The sequence below is a fragment of the Pseudoalteromonas piscicida genome (genome assembly GCF_002744175.1).
Taxonomy (GTDB): Bacteria; Pseudomonadota; Gammaproteobacteria; order Enterobacterales; family Alteromonadaceae; genus Pseudoalteromonas; species Pseudoalteromonas piscicida_B.
In genome coordinates, this window is record NZ_NKHF01000008.1 from 1 (window position 1) to 22,572 (window position 22,572).

The following is a 22,572-nucleotide window of genomic DNA, read 5'->3' on the forward strand; positions in this document are numbered from 1 at the left end:
CCTCCCACAGGTGGACTATGCTGTTGGTAGGAGCGATTTCACATCGCGAGCTTTCCAAACATCGCCGCGTAAAGCGGCTCCTACTGAAGGACTATGCTGTTGGGTGGGAGCGAGTTTACCCCGCGATCTGTTTAATAAAAACTATCAAGGTCTTGATATTTGGATCACAACTCGGCGGTTTTTGCCACGGCCAATGGCATTCTCATTGGTGTCTATGTGACGCTTTTCGCCAAAGCCGTCGGTCATAATTTTATCTTCTTCCACACCGAGGCTTGCCATATAGGTTTTAATCGCCTCCGCACGTCTCTTTGACAATCTCAGGTTGGTGTCACGACCACCATAGCTGTCGCTGTATGCCGAAATATAAATCTGTTCGATTTTGGGGTCGTTCTTTAAATACTCACCAATCATGTCCAAGCGTTTTTGTGATGACTTGGTTAACTCACTCGAATTCTTTTTGTAGTTCATCACGGTAAAGGCAATATCTTCAAAGCTAAAGGGCAGCAAATTATCGCGGCATTGTAAAAACGCCCAGTAGGCCTGCTTAAAGTTAACTGAAGACAAAGACACCGAAATTTTATCCACATCATTGTGCCAGTCTTGGTAATAAAACGTCGGGAAATAGCCTTTTTCGAGCTCTGTCAATAGCTCCCATGCCACATCGTTTTCCAACTCACCGTCAAACTTTTTAAGGAGCTTCATTTGCCCTAAACTGCGTGCCGGCTTACCCGCTCGCCAAAGTGGAGGTACTGACTCAAGGCCAGCAAAATCATAGGTTTCAGGGCGCACCATCATGTCGAGGTTAAAAGTTAAGTCTTTATTCTTGCTAGCATTGCTAGAAAAAATCGCTTCACCATAATACGGCACTTCATGATTTAAAGCGCAGCTTAACCGATTGTTCTGATCAACTTGCCAATGTGACGAGTCTGGCTCGGCAGCATATTGCCGCATTGCAGCCTCTGCATTCAGCGTCATGGCGCATAAGGATATACTTATCCAACTTACTGATTTATAAAACTTAATCACCAAACACCTCACTACATCAACCCATCAATACGCAACCGTTGCACGCAGAGTTCGTACAATAAACAATCTACCACGTTTAACCATATAAGTTTAAGCAATAAATGTACCACTGTCAGCCCTCGTAAGCTGCTCGCATCTTGCTGAGGTATCAGTATAATAGGCCGCTAAATTTCACAAACCAAGAAGATTATGTCTGATACCGAGCAAACGCTATTTTCAAAACGCTTTCGCGGCTTCTTTCCTGTAGTTATCGACGTGGAAACCGCAGGCTTTAATAAAGATACTGACGCCCTCTTAGAAATTGCCGTCAGTATGTTAAAAATGGACGATAACGGGGTATTAAGCTTAGATCAGACGGTGCACTTTCATGTAGAGCCATTTGAAGGGGCCAATATTGAGCAATCGGCAATAGAGTTTAACGGTATCGACCCATTCTCACCGCTACGAGGCGCTGTTGCTGAAGACGAAGTTATCAAAGAAATTTGTAAAGCCGTCCGCAAAGCGCAAAAGGCCGCAGGCTGTCAGCGTTCAGTGGTGGTAGCACACAACGCTGCTTTCGACCATGGCTTTTTGAATGCTGCAATTGAGCGAAACAACATAAAACGCACACCGTTTCACCCATTTGTCAGCTTCGATACCACATCGCTAGCCGGATTAGCATTAGGACAAACCGTACTTGCTAAAGCTTGCCGCACCGCAGGGATCGAATTCGATAATAGCCAAGCACACAGCGCCCTTTACGATACCGAGCGCACCGCAGAGTTATTTTGTTATATCGTAAATAAATGGCAAGCATTAGGTGGTTGGCCACTGCCTGAGCCAGAGCCTGCAGAACAAGCCGAAGCAGAATAAGCCAAATGCCAGCAATCGTGCTGGCATTTTTAATGTTGCTATGCGATTTCGGCAGTTTTGGCTGTCGTAAATTGCTGGGTTAACTTGCCTTCGTGTAGTTTAACAAAGTGTGGCGGGTAAATTCGTGAGTATAGCTTCTTATCTTTAGCTATTTTCACCTCTGTGCCTGGGTGCATCAATTCATTAACGGTAACACGACTTAACCGTGCCAAGCGGTGTATTTTTTGCTGAACCAAGCGAATATTGCGCTGATTGCGACCATAATGCTTATTAATTTGGTTTTCACTGTGTTGCAACTTGGCAAGATAAGCATCTCGTTTTGGCGATTGAGCTGACGCCTGAGCTTTATTCATGGCTTGTTTTATCTCAATAACCTTAGACGCCAACACCTTTTCAAGCTCCACCAGCTCTCGGTGCTTATCGTGTAGACTATCCCAATCTTGTGCTAGAGAAATACGGGTTCTAGTGCCTGAAGGCGCACCAAGCTCACCAGTTTCAATGCGCATGGCATCCAACACGTTGCCGCCAATCAGTTTCCCTCTCGGTGTATCCCCTTTACCCACTTTAATTAAGCGCTTAGCAGCCAAATCACAATGTAGCGCCTGGCGCTCGATTAAAATGTCTTGTTCGCTCTCAATTCGACAATATTGAGCATAACCCAATGACACACTGCGTTTTGCTTTAATAGAACATGAAAAAGGTTCACCTTCAGTGCGTTTTCTGCCGATGGTGCCAAGCATCACAGTCACCGCACTGCCACTTTCCAAGATGGCGGATTCCACAAAGCCAATCACAGTAATATCACCGGATGCTTTAACATGCATACCATCTTTTATGTCACCGCTAACGATCACACTGCCATCAAACTCAACGTGGCCAGTGGTGACATCAATGTTGTCATAGCACAGCACATCGTCCACACGCATGCCTCTAGGAATAGCCACCGGCACCCCTTTAGAGTCAGCAATAAGTAAATTGCCGTCGTTTGGGTCGAGTTTAGTGCCTTCAGAGACTTCGAGCGGCGCGTCCTTTCCTGGTTTTGGTTCAATGATATCACCAAATACTGTATATCCGGGTTCACCTTCTGTTGGCGGCACTTTCTTCATCAATGGGCTGCCTGGCTTTACGGTAATGATAGCGCCTAAGTTACGCATATCTACCTTGCCACCGCTGGACTCTTGGGGGCTTAGCACTCTGTCTTGTGCTGTCATACATAAACGTACAAACCGAGCATCGTTACCATCTTTGGCACGTTGACCATGGGCAATAATGCCGCCGTAAGTTTGTCCGGGAGGTAATTCAAGTTGTTGACCCAGGAGGTTATCTAAGGCTTTGGCGCTGACGCCTTTTTTAATACCAGCTTGCTTTAATGCTTGCTTGGCTTTACTCATACAAACAAGCTTGCCACCTCTGGCTGTTGTGATCCTTGCTTCAGCCAGCATATTTCCTTCTTCAATGCGCACCGATATCGAGGCATCAATGGCGCGTGCGACTATCAATGAGTCTTGCTCAGGCGCTTCGCTTGCAGTAAACAGCTGACCGATATTGGCATGAATGATTTCAAAATCCGCAAATGGCGAGTCTTCGATCATCTCAATTAACTGAGATGAGCTCGCTGGGAAACCTGATTCCACAGGATGCGAGAGCAAATAAACATAGCCCTCATCCTCATCAAAACGAAATAGTGACATTCATAAACCCTGATAAAGTATGCACAATCTTATTGTTATTTGTTATTTTTAATGCAGCTTGCCCATTTGAGCATAAGTTAACCAAATTGTTAAGCTTAACATTACCTGAATCAATACAAATTATAAATGAATGTAAATAAGCCTGTGCAATAAAAATACAACTTATTATTTTCCTTGAATTTATCGGCTTTACACTGCAAAGCTTTAGACAAACTTTGGGGTTTCGAGCCAAATAGCATCAAATTAATAACTTAGTCTTACTTTTTAACGTAATTTAACACTTGGTGCTATATAGGGTAAAATTATCCCAAGCAAAAGGAAAATGAATTTTTTTGGAAGCTTTAGGAAAAGCCATGACCAAACACATACATATTAGCTTCATCGACAGTAATTTTATTAATACACTCACCCCCGTCCTAGATCACAATATTGACTCCGACGAAATTCTCTACCTCATCGAAGCACAACAACGTACACAATTAGACGATATAAAAAAGGTACTTAGCCCAAGAGGCATAAAAGTACATTATGCAACTATTCCAACTAGCCGTGACAGTGAAACCTTAATCGACGGCTTTCATCAGCTCATTGATCAACTCGTCAGCGACCAACCCACTTGTCAGTTTGTCTTCAATGCTAGCTGCGGCGACCGTCAGCATTTGCTGGCAATGTATGAGGTGATCCGCGCCTATTCAATTGAGTGCTTTATCATTGAGCCCGAACGTGACGAACTGCACTGGTTGGTTCCAAGCGAGCGGGCCAATACGTCACTGGCAGATAAACTAAAGATCCGCGATTTTTTTAACCTAATTGATGGTGACATTACCGACATTGCCAACGCTGGCGTCGTCGATATTCGATACCGACAACTTGGCGCAAAGTGGGCCACCAGTAACACCGACTACGGCCATGCTCTTGGTCAGCTCAACTTCCTTGCAGCAAGCAGTGAAGACAACAACCTGCTGAGTGAGCCGATGAGCCGCAGCCAATTAAATAGCGCTGCGCTACAAACATTGATTGATGATTTAGAGGACGCAGACGTCGCCACCAGACAAGGCGATAGATTACGATTTGCAAACCAAGACGCCCGCTTTTTTGCCAACGGCGGCTGGCTCGAAGAATATGTTTACGCCACCCTATTAAGCCTGAAAAAAGAGCTCACCATTTTACAAGATGTCGCCCAAGGCGTGGCCATCAAGCGCCGTGTTGGTCAAGGTTATGTAAATAATGAACTCGACATCGTGGCACTCGCCAATAACAAACTTCACCTGATTGAATGCAAAACCAAAAAATTCAACAAAGGTGAAGGCAATCAAGTAATTTATAAGCTCGACTCGCTCAGTGAGCTCTTTGGTGGCGTACAGGCCAGAGGCCTATTGGTAAGCTATAAAGGGATAAGAACTTCGGAAAGACTGCGAGCAAAAGAACTTGAGATAGGCCTGATCTGCGAAGACGACCTTAGCCAACTCAAAGACAAGCTCCGCAACTGGCTGCGCGAAGCATAGAGCTAAAGCCTTGGCGGATAGCGCTACATTTATCCCCCACAAACAACCGCAGCTTCGCAAAATAATACGCCAGCTCTTAATCGCTGGCGCTTTGTTTATTGGCGGGTGGTCATTGCACTTTTTGATTCAATCGGGAATACCGCGCTGTTGTCTGTATATCGAGCTAAAAACGCAATGGGGGTTGTGGAGAGGAGGATAAATCCGTATTTCTCTGAGGTGGTTGCCAGCTCAATTGCGGCTTGATGTTGTATGGAGTGAATGGGGGCGATGTCACCATGGCTTTTTGAGTCGGCAGCTATCCAATAATGTCCGGTTTTACTTGCTGTATATCCGGCTAAGGTTTTGTAATGCCCTACACAATGGTAAATAATAAAGTTGCCTTCAGCTGCGAGCCAGTTGGCGATGTCTGCCGCTGGTATTGTTGCCAGCATATCGCCGGTTATTAATGCGGAGTAAGGCGTTATCGCTTTGCTGGCGCATACACTGTTAAACAGTCTGATAATGTCAAAATTGCTCATCCCTTTTGGGTCTACTAGCGCGAGGTCTTCCTTCGCGGGGTTGGCTGAGCTGCTGACTTTGCGCTTGGTGTAAAACCCGGCATTAAACTGTTGATGAAAAGCATCTTGGGTAAAGCTTTCATCGAATAGGGTATTAACCACAGCAATTAATGAGCAGATCCCACAAAAGTTTTTATATTGCGGCTGAATAAAATGGGTAAATATTCCTTGATCAAAATAACGCTGTTCAGTGATGGTATTCACGCGTTTGCTTCCCGTTAATAGAGATAAATATCTTGGTTTGATTTGTTGAGCAAGATGGCTGAGACTTCCCCTGCGAAGAATAAGCCGCCACAGACAAAAATTATGGCATTATGCTGCTGCGCATAGGCTTTGGCATCTTCAACCGCTTGTTTGAGATCGCTCCACATACTTGCTGCAACGCCTTTGTTCTTCACCTTGTTATACAGCAACTCAGGCTCTGCCCCTTTAAAGCTCGCTTTACTCACCACGCAATATTGTGCCAACTCGCCGATCCGTTCGGCCAATACGGTTTGGTCGCGGCCTTTTGAGATACCAGCTAAAATGACGATATGCTGCGTTGGAAAGTCCTGCTTTATTGAGTCAAATAGCATGGTAAAAGACTCATCCGTATGGGCGCTATCAACAAAAATCTTTGGGGCGTCGCATACTAAACTTAGGCGGCCATCATTGATAAAACCGTCGATTGCTCTGGTGTAATCATCCGCCGTAATAGCAAACCCCAGCGCCTTAGCCATCACCTCTGAAATAGAAATCGCGGTTTTAATATTTTCCTCAGCAAACTGACCAAAGGTTTTAGGCGCAATGGTAAAGTGCGTGTTATTACTTAAACTTACCTTATATTGGTTAAACGCATTTGCTTGCTTTTCGAGGCGCACGTCGCTGTTAAAATGGCACTGGATCTCTGTGAGCTTAGTATACGCTTTCACCTTGCTTTTTAGGTGCGCATCCACATTCCCCACCACCAGCGTGCCACCATGCGCACAGCCGTCGATTTTATCAAAGGCGATAAGCTCTTTGCTGCTCCCTAGTATGTCGCAATGCTCTAAGTCCACAGACGTGAGCACAGCAAAGTGAGATTTAAGCACGCGAATTGGGTCGTACCTGCCCCCTATTCCCGCTTCCATAATGATTAACTCAACTTTTTGCTGCTTAAACACGCAAAGTGCGACTAAATATAAGAATTCAAAAACACCAAACTTTTCATTTAATGTTGCTTCTACTTTGGCAAGGTGCGGCACAATATCCTGGGCAATTTGGTTCAGGGTTGCGTAGTTAACATGTTCGCCATTTACCGTAAAGCGCTCGTTAAACTCTAAAAAGTGGGGAGAGGTAAACAAGCCCGTTGACCTACCCGCTTGGCATAAAATTCGATTACTCAGCTTAGCTACCGAGCCTTTACCGTTAGTCCCGGTGATCACTAACTTCTCAACAGATTCTATATATGCTTCGAGCGATAAGTACGTAATGGCAAGTTGCAGCCGCTCTAAACAGATCCCTGAACCAAATTTAGCGAACGATTTGGTCAGCGCTAAAAACTGGGTTTTATCTGTCATTGTTAAAAATCTCTTCGATGATAAACGCCCATATTCTCGTCACAATCTCTGTGGTGGAGTGTTTTTCTGCCGACTCTAGGCTTGGGTTTCCGTTTATTTCTAAAATGGTCAGTGCATCAGCTTGGTTGATATCGTCGCTTTGGCTATAAACATCCAAACCAAATACGCGCAAATTAAATAACTGGTAGATCTCGTGAGTAAAGGCATTGAGCTTGTCGCTAAAACACTCTGAATAGTCAACCACTTCGCCACCAAGGGCAATATTCATTGCAGGAGAAAAGTTAAACGTAGTGCCTTGTGGTGGGACCGATTGTAACGTTAACCGATTGGTCGCTAAATATTCTCTAATATAGCTGCTATCCATACTCAGCGAGTTATGTCCGTACTGAGATTGCGCGGCCATTAATGCCTGTAAATGGGCCTCCACAGTGCGGCTCCCATCAAATGTGATAAACGGCGGGCGTCGTTTGTAGCCAAACCAGATCTTGCCATCTACCACAAACAGACGGTATTCATTGCCTTTTAGTGGCTTTTCTATTCTCACGCAACTGAGTCTGTTGGCGTTTTTGTCGATGTAATTTTGTAAATCTTGATCGTTATAAATCTTTTCAATAAACGCGCCTCGCGAGCCGTCATTGGGTTTGATAAATAATGGATAACCCTGGCGCTGAGCATAATCTAGGGCATCTTGTTTTTCTTTTCCGGCGCCTCGGTACATAGAAAATGCACTTTGCAAAAAGAAGTAATCTCCTTCTGGCACTTTAAAGCCGCTTTCTCTTAGCACGTTAACCGTATGAGATTTGTCTTTCGCTAAAAAGGTAGAAGTCGCTGAATTGATCGGAAACGAACAGATGTTGCCAGCCCCAAATATAAAGCCCTTCCCCTGGTAGTTCACCTTTAAAATTTGCTCAGAGAATGGATCAAGATTTTGGTAGTCTATACCTAAGCTGTCGCATGCATTTTTGAGAGACTGGATTTGATGCGGCGTTTTGAATTTGGATGCTTGGTTCATATGGGTTAATTCAGGCGTTTATCGTTAGATGGCAATTAGATGTTCCCCACCATAGAGGCTTTATTCGCAAAGCCTAAATAGCGAGCATAGTTGAGCCGTAACTGTATTAGAAAGCACGCGGCTTGTCGAGCTTTCGTTGCTATTCTGCAGGCCGCGCAATTCGTTGCAGCTCAATGTCTTAATTAAGATTATTAATCCAGTTGTAAGCGTCCCACTTTGTGCTTTAAATAAATCAAAACCAGTACTAAAACAGACACCCCAAGCGACCCTAACACCGGTGGCGACATTAACTTAGAAAGATTAAAGATAAGTGTGTTTTCTTGGACGCTGACAAACGAAGCCGAAAACAAAGTCAACGAGATAGAGCCTGCGCTTAATAGCAATAGTAAGCCGTTGGTTTTTTCTGAATTAATTACCTGCTCAAGACTGGTGTAGTTTTCCAAATGTTGTTCAAACGACTGATGCAGCTGCTTGGCATCGTCGAGCTTTTCTTTTAACAAAAACTCCTCGTTATTGACCAGATCGTCGCAAAACGCTTTTACTTCACTGTTTTTAGTTCTATTTTTTGTAAAAATAAAGCGTTCTATATTCAACAGCTTTATTCTGGTATCTAGGATAGACTTGGTAAAGTGATGCTTCTCGCCAGTTCTTTTGGGCCTTAGCTCCATCGACGTTTGCACTCGGTTGATACGCTGTAGCATTAGCCAAGCCGTGGTATAAAACGCAACCAAGGTAAGTTTACTCTCGTTTAATGCATCGGCTTCATCACTTTGATAGCTAAGATCATAATACCAATTAATACCGATAAAGCTGTCGCTCTGTTGCTCTGCACATACCTTAAGCGCGTCACCACAACTAAGGTTACCCAGCGCATCAATTAGGTTTTTACCTAGCCTATACCCTTTTGGGCTAGAGGCGAGCTTAGTCATAAACTTATCGCCTGCAATTATATTGATGCACACAAACGTATTCTGTTTGCCAGACATAAAGCCTTTTTGGGTTTTAAATACCGCGACTTTTCTCAGCTCGACGGTTTCGTCAAGAAACCGAATAGACAAGTTACCTTCAAGCTTGGGCAGGCTGATCGCGGCAAAAACACTATACAAGGTTTGCCTAAATCCCATTGTTACATAACTTGGAAAATCAGATTCAGAAGACGACAGAGTCTGCCCTTCTATGGTGGCGAGGTCCAGTGGCCGCTCCCCCAAACTAACGCACAAATATAAGCTATTCATTTTCTTCTTTTTATTTTAGATTGTGATGATCAAAGTGAAGCTTTATTTAAACACACTTAAGCAACAAGTTGTAAAGATAAAAACGCTTACAGGTAAACCACCACTTAATACCTAGCGGTTAACTTTTGCTCGTAAGCGTTAAACCGCAGCTGCAACCAGCAACTCGGGCCTTATTGTGCGCCTTAATTAGCCACACCGAGCGGCACCACTTTACGGTCGCCCTATTTACTAAGGCAGAGCTAAGAGCTCGCTTTGTGTTTTTAACCTTCTGAAATGGCTAGTTATTAACCAAACGCATAGCGAAGGGTACGAAATCGCCATCAAATGCCATGATAAGCCATTGTAATGACATTAATCCTATGTATAATGCAAAACATAGTTAGTGATTTAACAATCAAGTGCTAACACGTACTGAATTTATTCAGGGGCTGATTAGGATTCGACGGGATTCAAGAAGCCTGAGGTGCATGTCGAGGTGCGGTTGGCCTCGTAAAAAAGCCGCATTTAAAGTAATCGCAAACGACGATAACTACGCTCTAGCGGCATAATAGCCCGCTAGCACTCCTCCATGATATTCTTGTGGATCTGGTTCTGGAGTGTCACCCTACACAAGATCGCTACGGAAACCCTGGCCGGGGTTGAAGGGCTAAAACTAAGCGGCCTCGCCTTTACTTATCGTGTTCGTCCGAGATTTAAAGGTTAACCAATAGACGATACTAAACATGTAGGACCGAAGGTCGACGCTTTCCGGACGGGGGTTCAAATCCCCCCAGCTCCACCAAATTTTAGCGTTTTAAATCAACCAGTTAGAGAGATTTTCTTTAACTGGTTTTTTTACGCCTGAAGCAAAGTGTCCACATTTCATCCACATTTTTTGGAAATTCAAAAAGTGTTCCTAATCGCGGCCAGCATGAAGAAGTAGATCCATTTAAGCCAAAAGAGATTTAAGCAATTTTAAATGCTTGCAGAAACCAGCCCGAACGCCATTTACTCACTGCACTGTTTTACACGGGTATTAGGACGTCAGAAGCAGCACTGCAATGGATTGATGTTGACTTGATCAACGAAGAAACAAAAATGTGTGAAGCTGTGATTTGGGACTCCACCAATAAAAAGGCCATTACCAAAGGCACTAAAACATCATCAGGTAATCGCGTTATTGAACTCCCCCCTTTGGCGCTCGAAGCACTCAAGTTACAAAAGAAGTTACAGGACACGGAAGTTGTGTGTTTATTGAGCTACGCAGCAAAAAACAGTTAACCGGTGCTGCACAACTGCGCAAAAATATTTGGATCCCCGTACTTAAGAAAAGCGGCGTTGGTTACCGCCACCCATATCAAGCAAGGCACACTTTCGCCACCATGCTGATCAGTAAGGGGCGCAATTTATGGTGGGTTGCTGACCAAATGGGATACGATGGGCCCGAAATGCTCTTTAGACATTATGGTATTCACATTAAAGAGTATGATTTGAACTTATTGACTCATTCAAACTCCTTTATGTCTTAATAGCTACGAACTTTTTAAAAAATTGTATATGCGAAATGGGTATCTTGTATTCGGTCTGAAACGATACAATTATCGACTAAACTTACTTTTAGATCTTTTTCATACTTTCTAACTTTTTCATATATAACATCAGGCTCTACATATAAATGTACGCCTAAGTTCCAGATGCTTCTGATATCGTCAACACTTCGTTTGATGATAAAGAGCTTATGTATGTCATTCATCATTGCTCTAATGCAGCTATTAGCACTTTTATTCTGTTTCATCTCTAGCGCTATATATCTATATGTTGAGGAGTGCTTTTTTCGGAAAGTAAAATCTACCGCAATTAAAGTTTTATTCTTGGTTTTACGCCTATCAACTGAGTACATATATTCTCGATCCCACCTTGCTATATCAGAATGTTCATCCAAGAAAATAGCAAACTCGATTTGTAACCATATTTCCCAGCCTGTAATTTCTTTCTTTCCAATTAGATCCAAACGCTCAATAATGTGTGTTTGATTGAAAAACTCATCGGCTAACTCTTTCACAAATTTAAAATCTTTTTGTAGCAAACCTTTGCACTTCCATTATGCCCTAAACCTTAAGCATCTAATAAGTATAAGATTTTATAGATGCATATAATATTTACCAGTCATTATTTAGGTAAGGAACTGAACTCACGTCCGAAAAATACAAATAAATTTGTATGGAAATATGACACCAAGGTGCTTCGCTCACTCTTCAGATAATGATTTAACCATTTAAAATCAATCAGATAACAAATTAGCTAACGCATATAAACTGGGGTGAGCCTTCAAAGCTAGCCTCCTGCATCAACGATTATCTCACCTAGGAGAAGGCGACAGTCTTCCACAAAAAAGCACTACACCTTTTTATCAAGCAATCTATTGCCCTTGTGCTTCAGCAGCTCGATGGCGCTTAGTTGCAAATTTTCTAACTGGGTTGGTGTGAAAAAGGTGGCAATGGCCTGTTTGGATTGATCGGCATAGATAGGCGAATGACCGTAGGTTTGGCTGTCTATTTTGGCCAAGCTCTCTGCGCTTTTGGCATGCTCTGTAGCATACTGTTGCATATCTATTTTGGCATTTGGGTCTAGCTGCCCTGTTGTCATTTGCACTTCTAGGGTGATGCGAAAGTAACCAAGACCTTCGATTGCATGCTTATCCCCTTCGCCCGTTTCGTTGTGTAATTTACTAATATCAGCGATAAGACTAGTAAAATCATGGGGAGATATGTGGTTGATGTCGACCGTTTCTAACGAGAGCAATGCGCTAAAAGGACTGGAAGCCAGTGGCTCACTCTGTGACGAAGCGCCCCCATACTTGGAAGGCTGCTCTTGCTCCTCGGCATATCGACTATTTTGCTCAGGTTTTGGGGCTGTTAACTGAACTTGAAGTTTGCCTAACTCGTTTTGTAATTTCATCAATGTTCCTTATTTAACCTAAACTCGGGATAAGAAATGAGCTAGCTCATTGTTTTTAAAATGGCATTAAATTATTTCCGTATCTAGCCAGAGAGTTTTGGGGATAACCGCTGCTAGAGAATAAGTTGACATCCCGATTTTAGGTAATTTATTACCTAGTGGTTATCTATCGGCCATAACAAAAGAATGTTTAATCGCTGATAAATATCACTAAAAGTAACCAGCACCTAGTTAGGCTAGGTAGTTGTTAGTATTATGATTTCGGGCATAGATTTGGGTTTACTTTTCTCTACATGCGCGCATCTAATCTCTGTTAATTTAATGCTTTCTCGACTACTATATTTACGTAGATTAAAGATGTAAGGAATATAATGTGCCGTTAGCGCCTGCCCGTAAGTTGCATGAGGCTAAATTGCTGCCATTGATAGCCGCACTTTTGGTGTTAATAGGCAGTATGGTGTATGGGCTTGTGTTATACGAGCAAGAGAAGCAAAGCCATGCACAAAAGGTGTCTTCTGCTTTGGTATTGCGCCTTGATCATGTCACTGAAGGCGTAAACGAGCGGGTAACTTTGTACTGGTACGGAATTTTAGGGCTTCGCTCTGCTATTTATGCAGACCAGCAACAGCACTTCGACTATCAGTCTATGCAGCGCTACATTCGTTCTTTTGATTTTCAAGCAGAATATCCAGGTGCTCGCGGTGTGGGAATTATTAAGTATGTGCCTGTCGATAGGGTTAACGCTTTTATCGCGCAGGCGCAAGCCGAGCGCAGCGATAGGCCTTTTGCTATCAAAACACTTAACCCCCACAACGATAGCAAGTTTGTCATTCAGTATATAGAACCGGAGCAACCAAACGAGCAGGCAGTTGGCCTAGATATCGGCTCTGAGGCAAGCCGCAGAATTGCAGCGCTAGATGCGGCTGCCAGTAATGAGCCAAGGCTCACCGCACCAATCACGCTGGTGCAGGCCGATAACAAAGTAAAGTATGGCTTTTTGATCCTTGCCCCCATTTATACATCAGTGGATGTTGCAAGTGATAGCCAAACGCGAATTGAAAATCTGGTGGGTTGGACCTATTCACCACTGCTAATCGACGAAATTCTTACTACCTTGCTGGCATTCCGACAAGATATTGCTATTCAAATCTCCGATGTAACCAACCGCGACGACAAGATCGCTTTTTACCAAGCTCCCCATCAGAGTGAGCAAACGTCCAGCGTATCAGCCGCGAAGAAAATCTCACTTTTTGGCCGGACTTGGGAAATCGAAACCAAACCAACCGCGCAGTTTATTCGCTCGCTTAACTTAGTCTCGCCCAATGCTATTTTACAAGTTGCTCTGCTGGTTTCTCTGTTGTTGGCAATTATTATTTATATCTTACTGCTAAGCTTTACCCGTCAGCGCCTAGCCGAGAAAGAAAAACTTGCAGCAGAGGAAGAAAAAGCCCAATCACTTACCAAGGTAAATTCATCGCTCGAGCAAGAGGTAAAATCGCGGACTAAAGAAATTCTCAAGTATAGTCAGCTCCACACCAGTATTGTTGAAGGTTCGGGGTACGCCATAATCGCAACCGATCCGGACGGCATTATTACCCAGTTTAACCCCGCCGCAGAGCGGTTGTTGGGCTATAAAAAGAGTGAGCTTGTGGGTAAGTCCTCCCCTGCTATCTTCCACCTTGAACAAGAGGTTGTAGCAAAAGCGAACACCTTAAGCACGGAGCTTGGTCGTACTATTGAACCGGGCTTTGAAGTTTTTGTCGCCAAAGCCAAACAAGGGGTTGTTGACACTAGCCGCTGGACATATGTCACTAAGCAAAATCGTCATGTGCAAATTAAGTTGAATGTCACCGCGCTAACCGATGACCAAGGTCATATTGATGGCTTTTTAGGTATTGCCTATGATCTCACTGAACAACTTAAGCATGAGCGAGAACTCTCTCAAGCCAAAGACGCAGCAGAGCAAGCTGCAAAAGCTAAGTCGGTGTTTCTGGCAAATATGAGCCATGAGATCAGAACCCCCATGAACGGCCTATATGGTACATTACAGCTACTAAAGTCAGAGCCGTTGAATAGCACGGCCAGCAATTTGTTAGAAAAAGCCACCTATTCGGTTAAAGCACTCAATACCATCATTAATGACATTCTTGATTTTTCCAAAATTGAAGCTGGCCGCATAGAAATCGAAGAGCGCCCTTTTAATATTGAAGTGTTGGTAGAAAATTTACGCTCCGACTTTTTGGTACTGGCAAAAAACAAAGGGCTGCAGTTCAAAATTCATGTTGAGCTCGATCACAAGTATTGGCTTGGCGATGAAGTTAGAATAAGACAAGTCTTACTCAATTTATTGTCTAATTCCATCAAGTTTACCGAGGCAGGTAGTGTCATCACCCATATTCAACCACTTGCAAACAATACAGGGATGCACATTACTGTTTCAGATACTGGCATTGGCATGACTCAAGCAACCATTAACAAGCTATTTTCGCGCTTTGAACAAGCAGACAAGTCAACCACCAGAAAATTCGGTGGCACCGGACTTGGCCTTTCAATCACGCGCTCTTTAGTGGAGTTAATGGGTGGCACAATCCGAGTAGAAAGTCAGCCCGATGAAGGTAGCGTATTCATTGTGGAGCTACCGTTAGCGCTCGCAGAGCATACCTGTGAACCTCACCAGGATATTACTTTAGAAGCAGCAGACTTAAGCGACGTCTCGATACTATTAGCAGAAGATAATCCTGTAAATCAGCTTGTGGTCCGCTCTATGATCAGTAAGGCCAAGGGCGAAGTAGCCATTGCTAATAATGGTAAAGAGTCCATTGAACAATTCGAGCTAAACAAACCCGACTTAATACTTATGGATATTCAAATGCCTGAAATGGATGGCGTTGAAGCCTGCAAGCGTCTCAAAAGAAAGGATCCCAATATTCCAATAATCGCATTGACTGCAAATGCCTTTGCGGAAGACAAAGCCTTGTATGAGCGCGTTGGGTTTGATGGTTATGTTGCCAAACCCATAGAGCAGCTTGAGCTTATCAATACCATAGCGACCGTACTCGCACAGAGCCGCAATGTACAATAATAAATTAAGAAGCAAAAAACACTTTGCGGATACATTAAACGTTCTTAATCGTTTAACAAAACACGTGTACCAGTCTTCCTTTGCTGATAAAATAAGCATGCTTTATAAAACGCTCAGAGATTTACGCCATGAAATGTTCTATATCACTTTTACTTAGTTTACTTATCACATTTTGGGCATTTGAAACTTTAGCGAAATGTAGCAAAACTTTGCGCATAGGAATGAACGAAACACTGTGGCCTCCTTATATTTCCCGTAAAGAAGGTAATGTCTCTGGTTTAGAGATTAATGCGCTAAACACCTTGTTTAACGACTCATCTTATTGCTTGGAATATGTCTTTTATCCCACTTCAGCGAGAATGCTAGCAGAGTTAAAGGTAGGTAAGGTAGATGTACTAATGGCTGCGACCAAAACGGCATCTAGAGCTAAGTTTGCTTACTTCACTACACCTTACCGCCAAGAAGTCATGGCATTATTCCAACATAAAGAAAAACCAAAAATTGGCGGCGAAGTCGAGTCGTTGATCCTTGCAGGAAACACATTTGCTCTGAATGCCGGCAGCTACTATGGAATTGCCTTTGAAAAACTGATCCAAGACTTTTATAACGATCAGCTGGTACACCTGCCCAATGCCGCTCGCCGCTTTAAAATGTTGGGTAAACAGCGAGTTGATTATGTTGTTGAAGATAAGCTCGCGGGCGAGCACTTTATTCAAGCCAAAGAGTATACCGATGTTATCTATTCTGGTATCGAGGCGAATAGAACTCCGGTTAGCTATATGCTTAGCAAAGTCAGTTTAACCACTGTAGACCTTGAAAATATTAATCGGCTAATTGAATTGCACCAGAGTGAACTCAACAATTTGTTTTCTTTTCATCACGTTTCCGATCCCCATTTATAATTGAAGAGGTAACCTCAACATTGTTGCTTATCTTTGTATAATGCTGTTTGTCGTAATTGATTTGGAACTATTTGTTACTGCCGACTACAGTTAATAGATGCGCAAAAATGTGGTTGGGGTTTGCTTGGTTCGGTTTTTACTCTTTGTAACTTGTACATTTTATTTTTGCCAACATGCGTTGGCGAAAGACTTCTCATATTTTGAAAGTAAGCTAGACGAGGCCAGCGACTATTTAACGGTTAACCCTGCACAATCCTTGATTATTCTCGACAGTTTAGAGCAACTGCAAGATGTACCTGTACCGTTATTTATTCAGTGGCATTTGCTGAGCGCTCGTGCATCTGTACCAACAAACAAAGTTGATAGGCTCTATACCTCAATAAATGCGACCTTTCTGTATCCAGATGACATGTTTTTTAAAGCCAACCTCCCTACCATTTTGAGTGCGCTAGGGATTTGGTTACGCCGACAAGAATACCTTGATGATGCTGATACTAGTCTTAAGTGTGCCTACAAATATGCAGAAAATGACCGCCAACGACTTACGCTGACTAACAGTATGGCGCTAGTTGCCCGCAACCAAGATGACTACCAAAAAGCGAGAACATTGTATGCCAAAGCACGCAAATTAGCTGAGGAGTTAAAGCAAACCCCGGTACTTGCGATGATCGAAAGCAATTTGGGTAGCCTCGCACTTGATCAAGGTCGAGTATTTGAAGCCGAGCAGTATTTTCGCCATGCTCTGTTGGGCTATCAAGCCGTTGATAAACGCTCGGGTCAAATCTCAGCGGGGATTAACTTGATGTTTGTCTTTCTTATTCAAAAACAAATCGTGAACTACGAACGTTTACAAGGGCCCACGTCTACCCTAACCACAGCCTTTCCAAACGAATCAAAACAAGCTTGGCTACAATGGCTTGAGGCGCGCTATAAACAACTCGAGGGGGAGATGCCCAACCAAAGCACTAAGCAAGCGTTACAACTGGCATATACCCAGTTAGAAAGCGACAAAGTAAAGCTACTAGTACATAGATATTTAGCAAAAGAGTTAGGCGTCGAAGTAACGGCTCCCCTCCCCATCACAGCCAAGTCTTTTTCAAGCCCTTGGTTTGATAGAGTGAAGCTGTGTAGCTGGTAAGCGAATACATTCGTTCCTAAACGCAAAAAAGCCGCTCAATGAGCGGCTTTTTCAAATTGAATTTGCTTATTCAGCAGCCTTAGAGACCATCACCATCGCAGGGCGCAATAGACGACCGTTTAAGGTATACCCTTTTTGCATCACAGCAAGCACAGTATTTGGTGATACATCATTGCTCGGCTGAATTGACATTGCTTGGTGTAGCTCTGGGTTAAATGCTTCACCCTGCGGGTTTACCGCTTCAACACCAAATTTAGCAAGGGCATCAGCAAATGTCTTGATAGTCATATCAATACCTTCAAGCACTGGCTTTAAAGTTTCGTTTTCTTTGTCAGAAAACTCAATTGCACGCTCGAGGTTATCGATCACTGGTAGCAATTCATTTGAGAACTTTTCAAGTGCAAATTTATGCGCTTTTTCAACATCTTGCGCTGCACGACGACGAACATTTTCTAGCTCTGCAGCAGCACGAACTACACTGTCTTTCTGTGAGTCAATCGTTTGCTTAGCCGCTTCAAGCTCAGCGTACAAGCCTGCAATTTCCTCTTCTGGGCTCAACTCAGCCGCATTTTCTGCTTGCTCTTCCTGAGTGTCTTGCTGCTCTTGTGTTTCAACAGCTTCTGCTTCAACTTGCGTTTGTTCTTGTTCAAGCTCTTGCTCTGGGGCTTTTGTCTGCTCAGACATGTGGTTATTCTCCGATTCTTTACAACTGCGGTAATTATGGGGATTGAAACGAGAGTTTCAACCCTTTATTGAGGCAATTTTTTGAATTCTGCCAAGATAGCTTCGATCTTTGAATCTGCGGGGCATATCACGCAGAAACGGCTCTGATATTCGCCCTTCGAAAAATAAGGCACACTCAATACAACCACGCGGTTGAGCCCGAGCATGCTTAACTCTTCACCAAGTAGCACTGAAATACCATCTCGAAACGCCAAACGATCTTCCACTTGATCTAAAAATCCTACGCCTAAATTAATCTCTTTATCTAGCTCCAAGCGGTTATATAGGTATCGCTCACCAACCACAATGGCGTTATCAGATCCTAGTTGCTGACTCAACTGTTTGGTCCATTGCGCTAGAATATGATGACAACTCGGCGGCGCACTGTAAGCCATTGCACGCATTCGGTGCAAACCTTCAACCAGCGTTTGCTGACTAAACACAGTGTTCATCCAAGCAGCGAACTGATAACGAAGTGCATCAGTGTCATCAATGGGTTTATCTATGCAAATGTTTTGTGACTGCCCTGCTCTGTCGATTAATAACACTAGCCAGTTTTTGCGATCAAAATCGAGCACTTCAACTCGGAACATTTGTTTGCTGCTTACTTGTGGCAAGCCTACACAACAACATACCTGAAAGTTTTGACTCAATAGATGCGCAAAAGAAACGATTGCAGACTGATCTGGTTGCCAATGCACCGCAACATCTGCCAGTGGAAAAAACTCCTGCAACCAAAATTTTACACCTTCATCGGTAGGCACTCGACCGGCCGACGTGTGTGGCGAATACAACAGGCCTTTGGTTTCTAGCCGAGCCATTGCGTTTCGCACCGTTGCTGAGCATATAGCAAGGCCGTCCTGCTTTGCTATTTTGCTGGATGCAACGGGCTGTCCGTCGCCATTACAATAATGACGCATGACCGCGCACAGAATTTGTTCATCTCTGGGATTTAGTTTCATATTTATTTTTATATGGGTGTCAATTGCCAGTTTCAAGCACTACGCTTTTACGATAATCTTGCTACAAAGATACCAAGGACAAATGACTGAATGACGACCACGTTTAACACCATCGGCTTAATTGGCAAACCCAACCACGAAGGCGCGGGGACGACCTTACAACGACTTTACACATTTTTGCAAGCATTAGGATACGAAGTGCTAGTAGAAGATAGAGTTGCAGAGCAAATAAAATCTCTGCCTGACGACGCCGTGGTGGAATTAGTTGAGTTAGGAAAACGGTGCGATTTGGCGATTGTTGTCGGCGGTGACGGCAATATGCTAGGTGCAGCCCGAGTGCTGGCTCGATTCGATGTTGCCGTTATTGGTGTAAACCGAGGAAACTTAGGCTTTCTAACAGATTTAAACCCAGAAGGTTTCGAAGCCCAACTAGAGGCGGTCTTAAGCGGCCAGTTTATTGAAGAATCGCGATTCTTGTTGGAAGTGGCAGTATACCGACATCATCAACTAAAAAGTGCAAATTTAGCAATGAACGAGGCCGTGCTTCATGCCGATAAAGTAGCTCATATGATTGAGTTTGAAGCCTTTATTGATGATGAATTTGTATTTTCACAACGTTCAGATGGCTTGATCGTCTCGACCCCTACTGGCTCAACTGCTTATTCGTTATCAGGTGGTGGCCCCATCTTAACTCCTGAGCTCAATGCCATCTCATTGGTGCCTATGTTTCCGCATACGCTCTCAAGCAGACCATTAGTTGTGGATGCCGAGAAAGAAGTAAAACTAAAGCTAAGCTTAGAAAACACTGATAGTTTACAAGTTAGTTGCGATAGTCACGTAGTACTTGCTGTATTACCAGGTGATGAAGTAGTGATAAAAAAGGCGGAGAAAAAACTCCGACTTATTCATCCCAAATGCTACTCCTACTACAATGTGCTTAGACAGAAATTAAATTGGGGCAGTAGGCTTTACTAAGTGCGTAAAGTTACGCAAAATAACCTTGTTTGAATTTTCTATTTTAGGTAAATAATAAAAAAATGGCTTACGTTGTATTTTTCACATTAGCACTACTCATTACCATACTTTCGGTTTATTTAGTGATTGAAAATAATAGAAGAAAAGCCCGTGAAGCTGAAAAGAAAGCGCTCAATGAGCGCTTAAAAGTTATTACTACGCATTTTAAAGCTAAAGTAACCGAATTTGTGGACGCTAAGATTTTACGCCCAAAATACGCGCCACCCATTAATGCCATTGTCGGTAATTTTTTTGTGGTGCAGTCACACACTGAAGAAAACTTAACGCAACTCGAAAAGGTGTCTGAGCTTTTTATTCATTCAGTGACCAACGAGCTAAATAAATGTCGCTTAAATGGCAATATAGATTTACTAGCCGAGCAAATGCAGTATTTTGTTGCCGAATTACCTTCTGCTGGGATTGCCTATAACCGCACATTTTATCACGAGATCCTACCTGCGCTGATCGCCCGTATTCAAACCCCTGACACTCCAGCTATACAACCTGATGAAGAAGCTGATGGCGAACAAGAGCCTAGTGCAGAACCTCAAGAGCAGCAAAACCAGCAAAAAGTACAAGCTACGAAGTTGGTAAAGGAGCGCGCATTAAGCTAAACCTCAGCAACATTTTTCTCAGAATTTTGTGATATGAGTTGATAAAACACAAAATACTGTATAAATTAACAGTAACTCTCTGTTAAGGTGTACAGTATGCTTTTAGCTTTAAATGTTCAAAATTTTGCTATTGTTAGTGCGCTAAATATTGACTGGCATTGCGGCATGACCGCAATTACAGGTGAAACTGGCGCTGGTAAATCCATTGCAATTGACGCACTTTCACTTTGTTTGGGTGAACGAGCCGATCCTTCCGCTATTCGCCCCGGTACTGATAAAGCCGATATCTCAGCGCAGTTTGATGTATCTGACCTGCCAGCTGCTAAGCGCTTTTTAACCGAACATATGCTAGAAAACGAAGAAGATGAATGTATTTTGCGCCGCGTTATTAGTAAAAGCGGGCGCAGTAAAAGCTATATTAACGGCTCTCCTGTCACCGCTAGCCAACAAAAAGAGTTAGGTCAGCACCTTATTGCTATCCATGGCCAACATGCTCATCAACAGTTACTAAAGCCTGAGTACCAATTACATCTGCTCGACGCCTATGCCAACCATACTACCCTGCTACAGGCCGTTAAAGGGCAGTATAATCACTATCACAAGTTGCAAAAGGAATACGTTGAACTGCAAAAATCGCAGCAAGCGCAAGCGGCTAAAAAGCAGCTTCTTGAGTACCAAGTGGCAGAGCTCGACGAATTTTCGCTGCAAGAAGGCGAATATGAGGAGGTGGAAGCCGAACATTCTCGCTTAAGCCATAGCCAAACCATTCTAGAGCAATGCCACCGTGAGTTATCTCGTCTGTATGAAAACGACGAACAAACGGTGTTGTCGCAATTACAACAAAGTGCTCAAGTATTCTCTGAGCTCACCGGTTACGACAAATCCCTAGAGAATATCGCCCAAGTACTTGAAGAAGCAGCCGTTCAAGTAGAAGAAGCCAGTAGAGAGATCCGCAATTATTCGGACTCGGTCGAACAAGACCCTATGCGACTGCAGGAGCTTGAAGACAGACTCTCACAAGCACTTGACTTGGCCAGAAAACATCAGGTTCAGCCAGAGTTATTGTATCAACACCATCAAGCACTACAGCATGAACTTGAGTCTATTAGTTCTGACTCAGCCAGATTAGATGCCTTAGAAGAAGAAATTGCAGAAGCTATCAATGCCTACAACCAAGCGGCACAAGGGCTTAGCCAGAGTCGTCAGCAGGCCAGCGAATCTCTTAATACCCAGATCTCAGCGAGCATGAAAGAGCTTGCGATGGGAGATGGGCAATTTGAGATCCAATTAACTCCACATTTAGGTGGTAAGCCGAGCCCATTGGGCTATGACCACATTGAGTTTTATGTTTCGACCAACCCAGGTCAACCTTTGCAGCCTATGGGGAAAGTTGCGTCTGGCGGTGAGCTATCGCGCATTAGTTTAGCGATACAAGTAATTATAGCCACACGCGTTACCACACCCACGTTGATTTTTGATGAAGTAGATGTAGGGATCTCGGGCCCAACGGCAGCAACGGTAGGTAAATTGCTGCGCCAGCTTGGCCAATCTACGCAAGTTATTTGTGTTACCCATTTACCGCAAGTGGCTTGTAGCGGTCATAACCAATTTTTTGTCGCTAAGCGAGTTGAACATGGTGAGACCTTCACCAAGATGACACCAATGGCAGAAAACCAGCGTATTGATGAAATAGCAAGGTTAATTGGCGGTGATAAGATCAGCGACACCACAAGAGCCAGTGCGAAGGAGCTGTTGCAAGTGCAAAGTGCTTAACTGTTATCAGG

The 22,572-nt window shown here is 43.5% G+C and carries 20 protein-coding genes and 1 other RNA gene; 11 read left to right on the forward strand and 10 right to left on the reverse strand.

Annotated elements, in window-relative coordinates:
- Positions 1-144: 144 nt before the first annotated feature.
- Positions 145-975 carry a flagellar protein MotY gene (locus CEX98_RS01945; protein WP_242441597.1) on the reverse strand — a complete coding sequence of 277 codons (831 nt, stop codon included), beginning with the start codon at positions 973-975 and terminating at the stop codon, positions 145-147.
- 240 nt (positions 976-1,215) lie between these two features.
- Here CEX98_RS01945 and rnt point away from each other — a divergent pair, with 240 nt between their 5' ends.
- Entirely contained in the window at positions 1,216-1,878 is a 663-nt protein-coding gene (gene rnt / locus CEX98_RS01950; protein WP_099640459.1) for a ribonuclease T, read from the forward strand.
- A 38-nt stretch (positions 1,879-1,916) separates the two neighbouring features.
- Here rnt and CEX98_RS01955 read toward each other — a convergent pair whose 3' ends face one another.
- On the reverse strand, positions 1,917-3,569 hold the full coding sequence (locus tag CEX98_RS01955) for a DUF342 domain-containing protein (RefSeq protein WP_099640460.1): 1,653 nt from the start codon (positions 3,567-3,569) through the stop codon (positions 1,917-1,919).
- 353 nt (positions 3,570-3,922) lie between these two features.
- Here CEX98_RS01955 and CEX98_RS01960 point away from each other — a divergent pair, with 353 nt between their 5' ends.
- Positions 3,923-5,074, forward strand: coding sequence for a Card1-like endonuclease domain-containing protein (locus CEX98_RS01960; protein WP_099640461.1), 1,152 nt, complete (start codon positions 3,923-3,925; stop codon positions 5,072-5,074).
- Between the two features lie 95 nt (positions 5,075-5,169).
- Here the strand turns inward: CEX98_RS01960 and CEX98_RS01965 are convergent, their stop codons facing one another.
- The 4 genes from CEX98_RS01965 to CEX98_RS01980 all read right to left on the reverse strand — a co-directional run bounded on the left by CEX98_RS01965 (position 5,170) and on the right by CEX98_RS01980 (position 9,416).
- Positions 5,170-5,835 carry a hypothetical protein gene (locus CEX98_RS01965; RefSeq protein WP_099640462.1) on the reverse strand — a complete coding sequence of 222 codons (666 nt, stop codon included), beginning with the start codon at positions 5,833-5,835 and terminating at the stop codon, positions 5,170-5,172.
- Positions 5,836-5,849: 14 nt separating this feature from the next.
- Positions 5,850-7,169, reverse strand: a complete 1,320-nt coding sequence (locus CEX98_RS01970; RefSeq protein ID WP_099640463.1) for a glutamate ligase domain-containing protein — start codon at positions 7,167-7,169, stop codon at positions 5,850-5,852.
- A complete protein-coding gene (locus CEX98_RS01975) occupies positions 7,159-8,181 on the reverse strand; it encodes a hypothetical protein (protein ID WP_099640464.1) in 1,023 nt (340 codons plus the stop codon). The genes CEX98_RS01970 and CEX98_RS01975 overlap by 11 nt, the downstream gene beginning before the upstream one ends.
- 191 nt (positions 8,182-8,372) lie before the next feature.
- Positions 8,373-9,416 (reverse strand): hypothetical protein, encoded by a 1,044-nt coding sequence (locus tag CEX98_RS01980; protein ID WP_099640465.1) that lies wholly within the window; start codon positions 9,414-9,416, stop codon positions 8,373-8,375.
- 424 nt (positions 9,417-9,840) lie between these two features.
- Here CEX98_RS01980 and ssrA point away from each other — a divergent pair.
- The 3 genes from ssrA (at position 9,841) to CEX98_RS01995 (ending at position 10,924) form a co-directional block, all read left to right on the forward strand.
- Positions 9,841-10,197: a transfer-messenger RNA gene (gene ssrA / locus CEX98_RS01985) on the forward strand.
- Positions 10,198-10,493: 296 nt separating this feature from the next.
- Positions 10,494-10,676, forward strand: a complete 183-nt coding sequence (locus tag CEX98_RS01990) for a hypothetical protein (RefSeq protein WP_099640466.1) — start codon at positions 10,494-10,496, stop codon at positions 10,674-10,676.
- On the forward strand, positions 10,643-10,924 hold the full coding sequence (locus tag CEX98_RS01995; RefSeq protein ID WP_099640467.1) for a hypothetical protein: 282 nt from the start codon (positions 10,643-10,645) through the stop codon (positions 10,922-10,924). The genes CEX98_RS01990 and CEX98_RS01995 overlap by 34 nt, the downstream gene beginning before the upstream one ends.
- 14 nt (positions 10,925-10,938) lie before the next feature.
- Here CEX98_RS01995 and CEX98_RS02000 read toward each other — a convergent pair whose 3' ends face one another.
- Both CEX98_RS02000 and CEX98_RS02005 read right to left on the reverse strand, forming a co-directional pair.
- Entirely contained in the window at positions 10,939-11,457 is a 519-nt protein-coding gene (locus CEX98_RS02000) for a hypothetical protein (RefSeq protein WP_143484309.1), read from the reverse strand.
- A 335-nt stretch (positions 11,458-11,792) separates the two neighbouring features.
- Positions 11,793-12,353, reverse strand: a complete 561-nt coding sequence (locus tag CEX98_RS02005; protein ID WP_099640469.1) for a hypothetical protein — start codon at positions 12,351-12,353, stop codon at positions 11,793-11,795.
- 373 nt (positions 12,354-12,726) lie between these two features.
- On the opposite strand from CEX98_RS02005, the gene CEX98_RS02010 reads away from it, so the two are divergent.
- The 3 genes from CEX98_RS02010 to CEX98_RS02020 all read left to right on the forward strand — a co-directional run bounded on the left by CEX98_RS02010 (position 12,727) and on the right by CEX98_RS02020 (position 17,475).
- Entirely contained in the window at positions 12,727-15,435 is a 2,709-nt protein-coding gene (locus CEX98_RS02010; protein WP_099640470.1) for a CHASE domain-containing protein, read from the forward strand.
- Between the two features lie 221 nt (positions 15,436-15,656).
- Positions 15,657-16,337: a substrate-binding periplasmic protein gene (locus CEX98_RS02015; protein WP_237116936.1), complete on the forward strand. Its 681-nt coding sequence runs from the start codon at positions 15,657-15,659 to the stop codon at positions 16,335-16,337.
- Between the two features lie 97 nt (positions 16,338-16,434).
- A complete protein-coding gene (locus CEX98_RS02020; RefSeq protein WP_099640472.1) occupies positions 16,435-17,475 on the forward strand; it encodes a tetratricopeptide repeat protein in 1,041 nt (346 codons plus the stop codon).
- A gap of 66 nt (positions 17,476-17,541) precedes the next feature.
- Here the strand turns inward: CEX98_RS02020 and grpE are convergent, their stop codons facing one another.
- Both grpE and CEX98_RS02030 read right to left on the reverse strand, forming a co-directional pair.
- The gene (gene grpE, locus CEX98_RS02025) at positions 17,542-18,159 is read right to left on the reverse strand and encodes a nucleotide exchange factor GrpE (protein ID WP_099640473.1); all 618 of its coding nucleotides are present in this window, start codon (positions 18,157-18,159) and stop codon (positions 17,542-17,544) included.
- Between the two features lie 65 nt (positions 18,160-18,224).
- Positions 18,225-19,160: an HrcA family transcriptional regulator gene (locus CEX98_RS02030; protein WP_172439709.1), complete on the reverse strand. Its 936-nt coding sequence runs from the start codon at positions 19,158-19,160 to the stop codon at positions 18,225-18,227.
- 90 nt (positions 19,161-19,250) lie between these two features.
- Between CEX98_RS02030 and nadK the strand changes: the two genes are divergently transcribed.
- The 3 genes from nadK to recN all read left to right on the forward strand — a co-directional run bounded on the left by nadK (position 19,251) and on the right by recN (position 22,561).
- Positions 19,251-20,135, forward strand: coding sequence for an NAD(+) kinase (nadK, locus tag CEX98_RS02035; protein WP_099640475.1), 885 nt, complete (start codon positions 19,251-19,253; stop codon positions 20,133-20,135).
- 62 nt (positions 20,136-20,197) lie between these two features.
- Positions 20,198-20,788 (forward strand): hypothetical protein, encoded by a 591-nt coding sequence (locus CEX98_RS02040; protein ID WP_099640476.1) that lies wholly within the window; start codon positions 20,198-20,200, stop codon positions 20,786-20,788.
- Between the two features lie 96 nt (positions 20,789-20,884).
- Positions 20,885-22,561 (forward strand): DNA repair protein RecN, encoded by a 1,677-nt coding sequence (gene recN / locus CEX98_RS02045; RefSeq protein ID WP_099640477.1) that lies wholly within the window; start codon positions 20,885-20,887, stop codon positions 22,559-22,561.
- The last annotated feature ends 11 nt before the right edge of the window (positions 22,562-22,572 follow it).

Bases quoted from the DNA above. Each gene is read 5' to 3' on its own strand.
- CEX98_RS01945 (WP_242441597.1), bottom strand. From the start codon at position 975: ATGACGCTGAATGCAGAGGCTGCAATGCGGCAATATGCTGCCGAGCCA.
- rnt (WP_099640459.1), top strand. From the start codon at position 1,216: ATGTCTGATACCGAGCAAACGCTATTTTCAAAACGCTTTCGCGGCTTC.
- CEX98_RS01955 (WP_099640460.1), bottom strand. From the start codon at position 3,569: ATGTCACTATTTCGTTTTGATGAGGATGAGGGCTATGTTTATTTGCTC.
- CEX98_RS01960 (WP_099640461.1), top strand. From the start codon at position 3,923: ATGACCAAACACATACATATTAGCTTCATCGACAGTAATTTTATTAAT.
- CEX98_RS01970 (WP_099640463.1), bottom strand. From the start codon at position 7,169: ATGACAGATAAAACCCAGTTTTTAGCGCTGACCAAATCGTTCGCTAAA.
- CEX98_RS01975 (WP_099640464.1), bottom strand. From the start codon at position 8,181: ATGAACCAAGCATCCAAATTCAAAACGCCGCATCAAATCCAGTCTCTC.
- CEX98_RS01980 (WP_099640465.1), bottom strand. From the start codon at position 9,416: ATGAATAGCTTATATTTGTGCGTTAGTTTGGGGGAGCGGCCACTGGAC.
- CEX98_RS01990 (WP_099640466.1), top strand. From the start codon at position 10,494: ATGTGTGAAGCTGTGATTTGGGACTCCACCAATAAAAAGGCCATTACC.
- CEX98_RS02005 (WP_099640469.1), bottom strand. From the start codon at position 12,353: ATGAAATTACAAAACGAGTTAGGCAAACTTCAAGTTCAGTTAACAGCC.
- CEX98_RS02015 (WP_237116936.1), top strand. From the start codon at position 15,657: ATGAACGAAACACTGTGGCCTCCTTATATTTCCCGTAAAGAAGGTAAT.
- CEX98_RS02020 (WP_099640472.1), top strand. From the start codon at position 16,435: ATGCGCAAAAATGTGGTTGGGGTTTGCTTGGTTCGGTTTTTACTCTTT.
- grpE (WP_099640473.1), bottom strand. From the start codon at position 18,159: ATGTCTGAGCAGACAAAAGCCCCAGAGCAAGAGCTTGAACAAGAACAA.
- CEX98_RS02030 (WP_172439709.1), bottom strand. From the start codon at position 19,160: ATGAAACTAAATCCCAGAGATGAACAAATTCTGTGCGCGGTCATGCGT.
- nadK (WP_099640475.1), top strand. From the start codon at position 19,251: ATGACGACCACGTTTAACACCATCGGCTTAATTGGCAAACCCAACCAC.
- CEX98_RS02040 (WP_099640476.1), top strand. From the start codon at position 20,198: ATGGCTTACGTTGTATTTTTCACATTAGCACTACTCATTACCATACTT.
- recN (WP_099640477.1), top strand. From the start codon at position 20,885: ATGCTTTTAGCTTTAAATGTTCAAAATTTTGCTATTGTTAGTGCGCTA.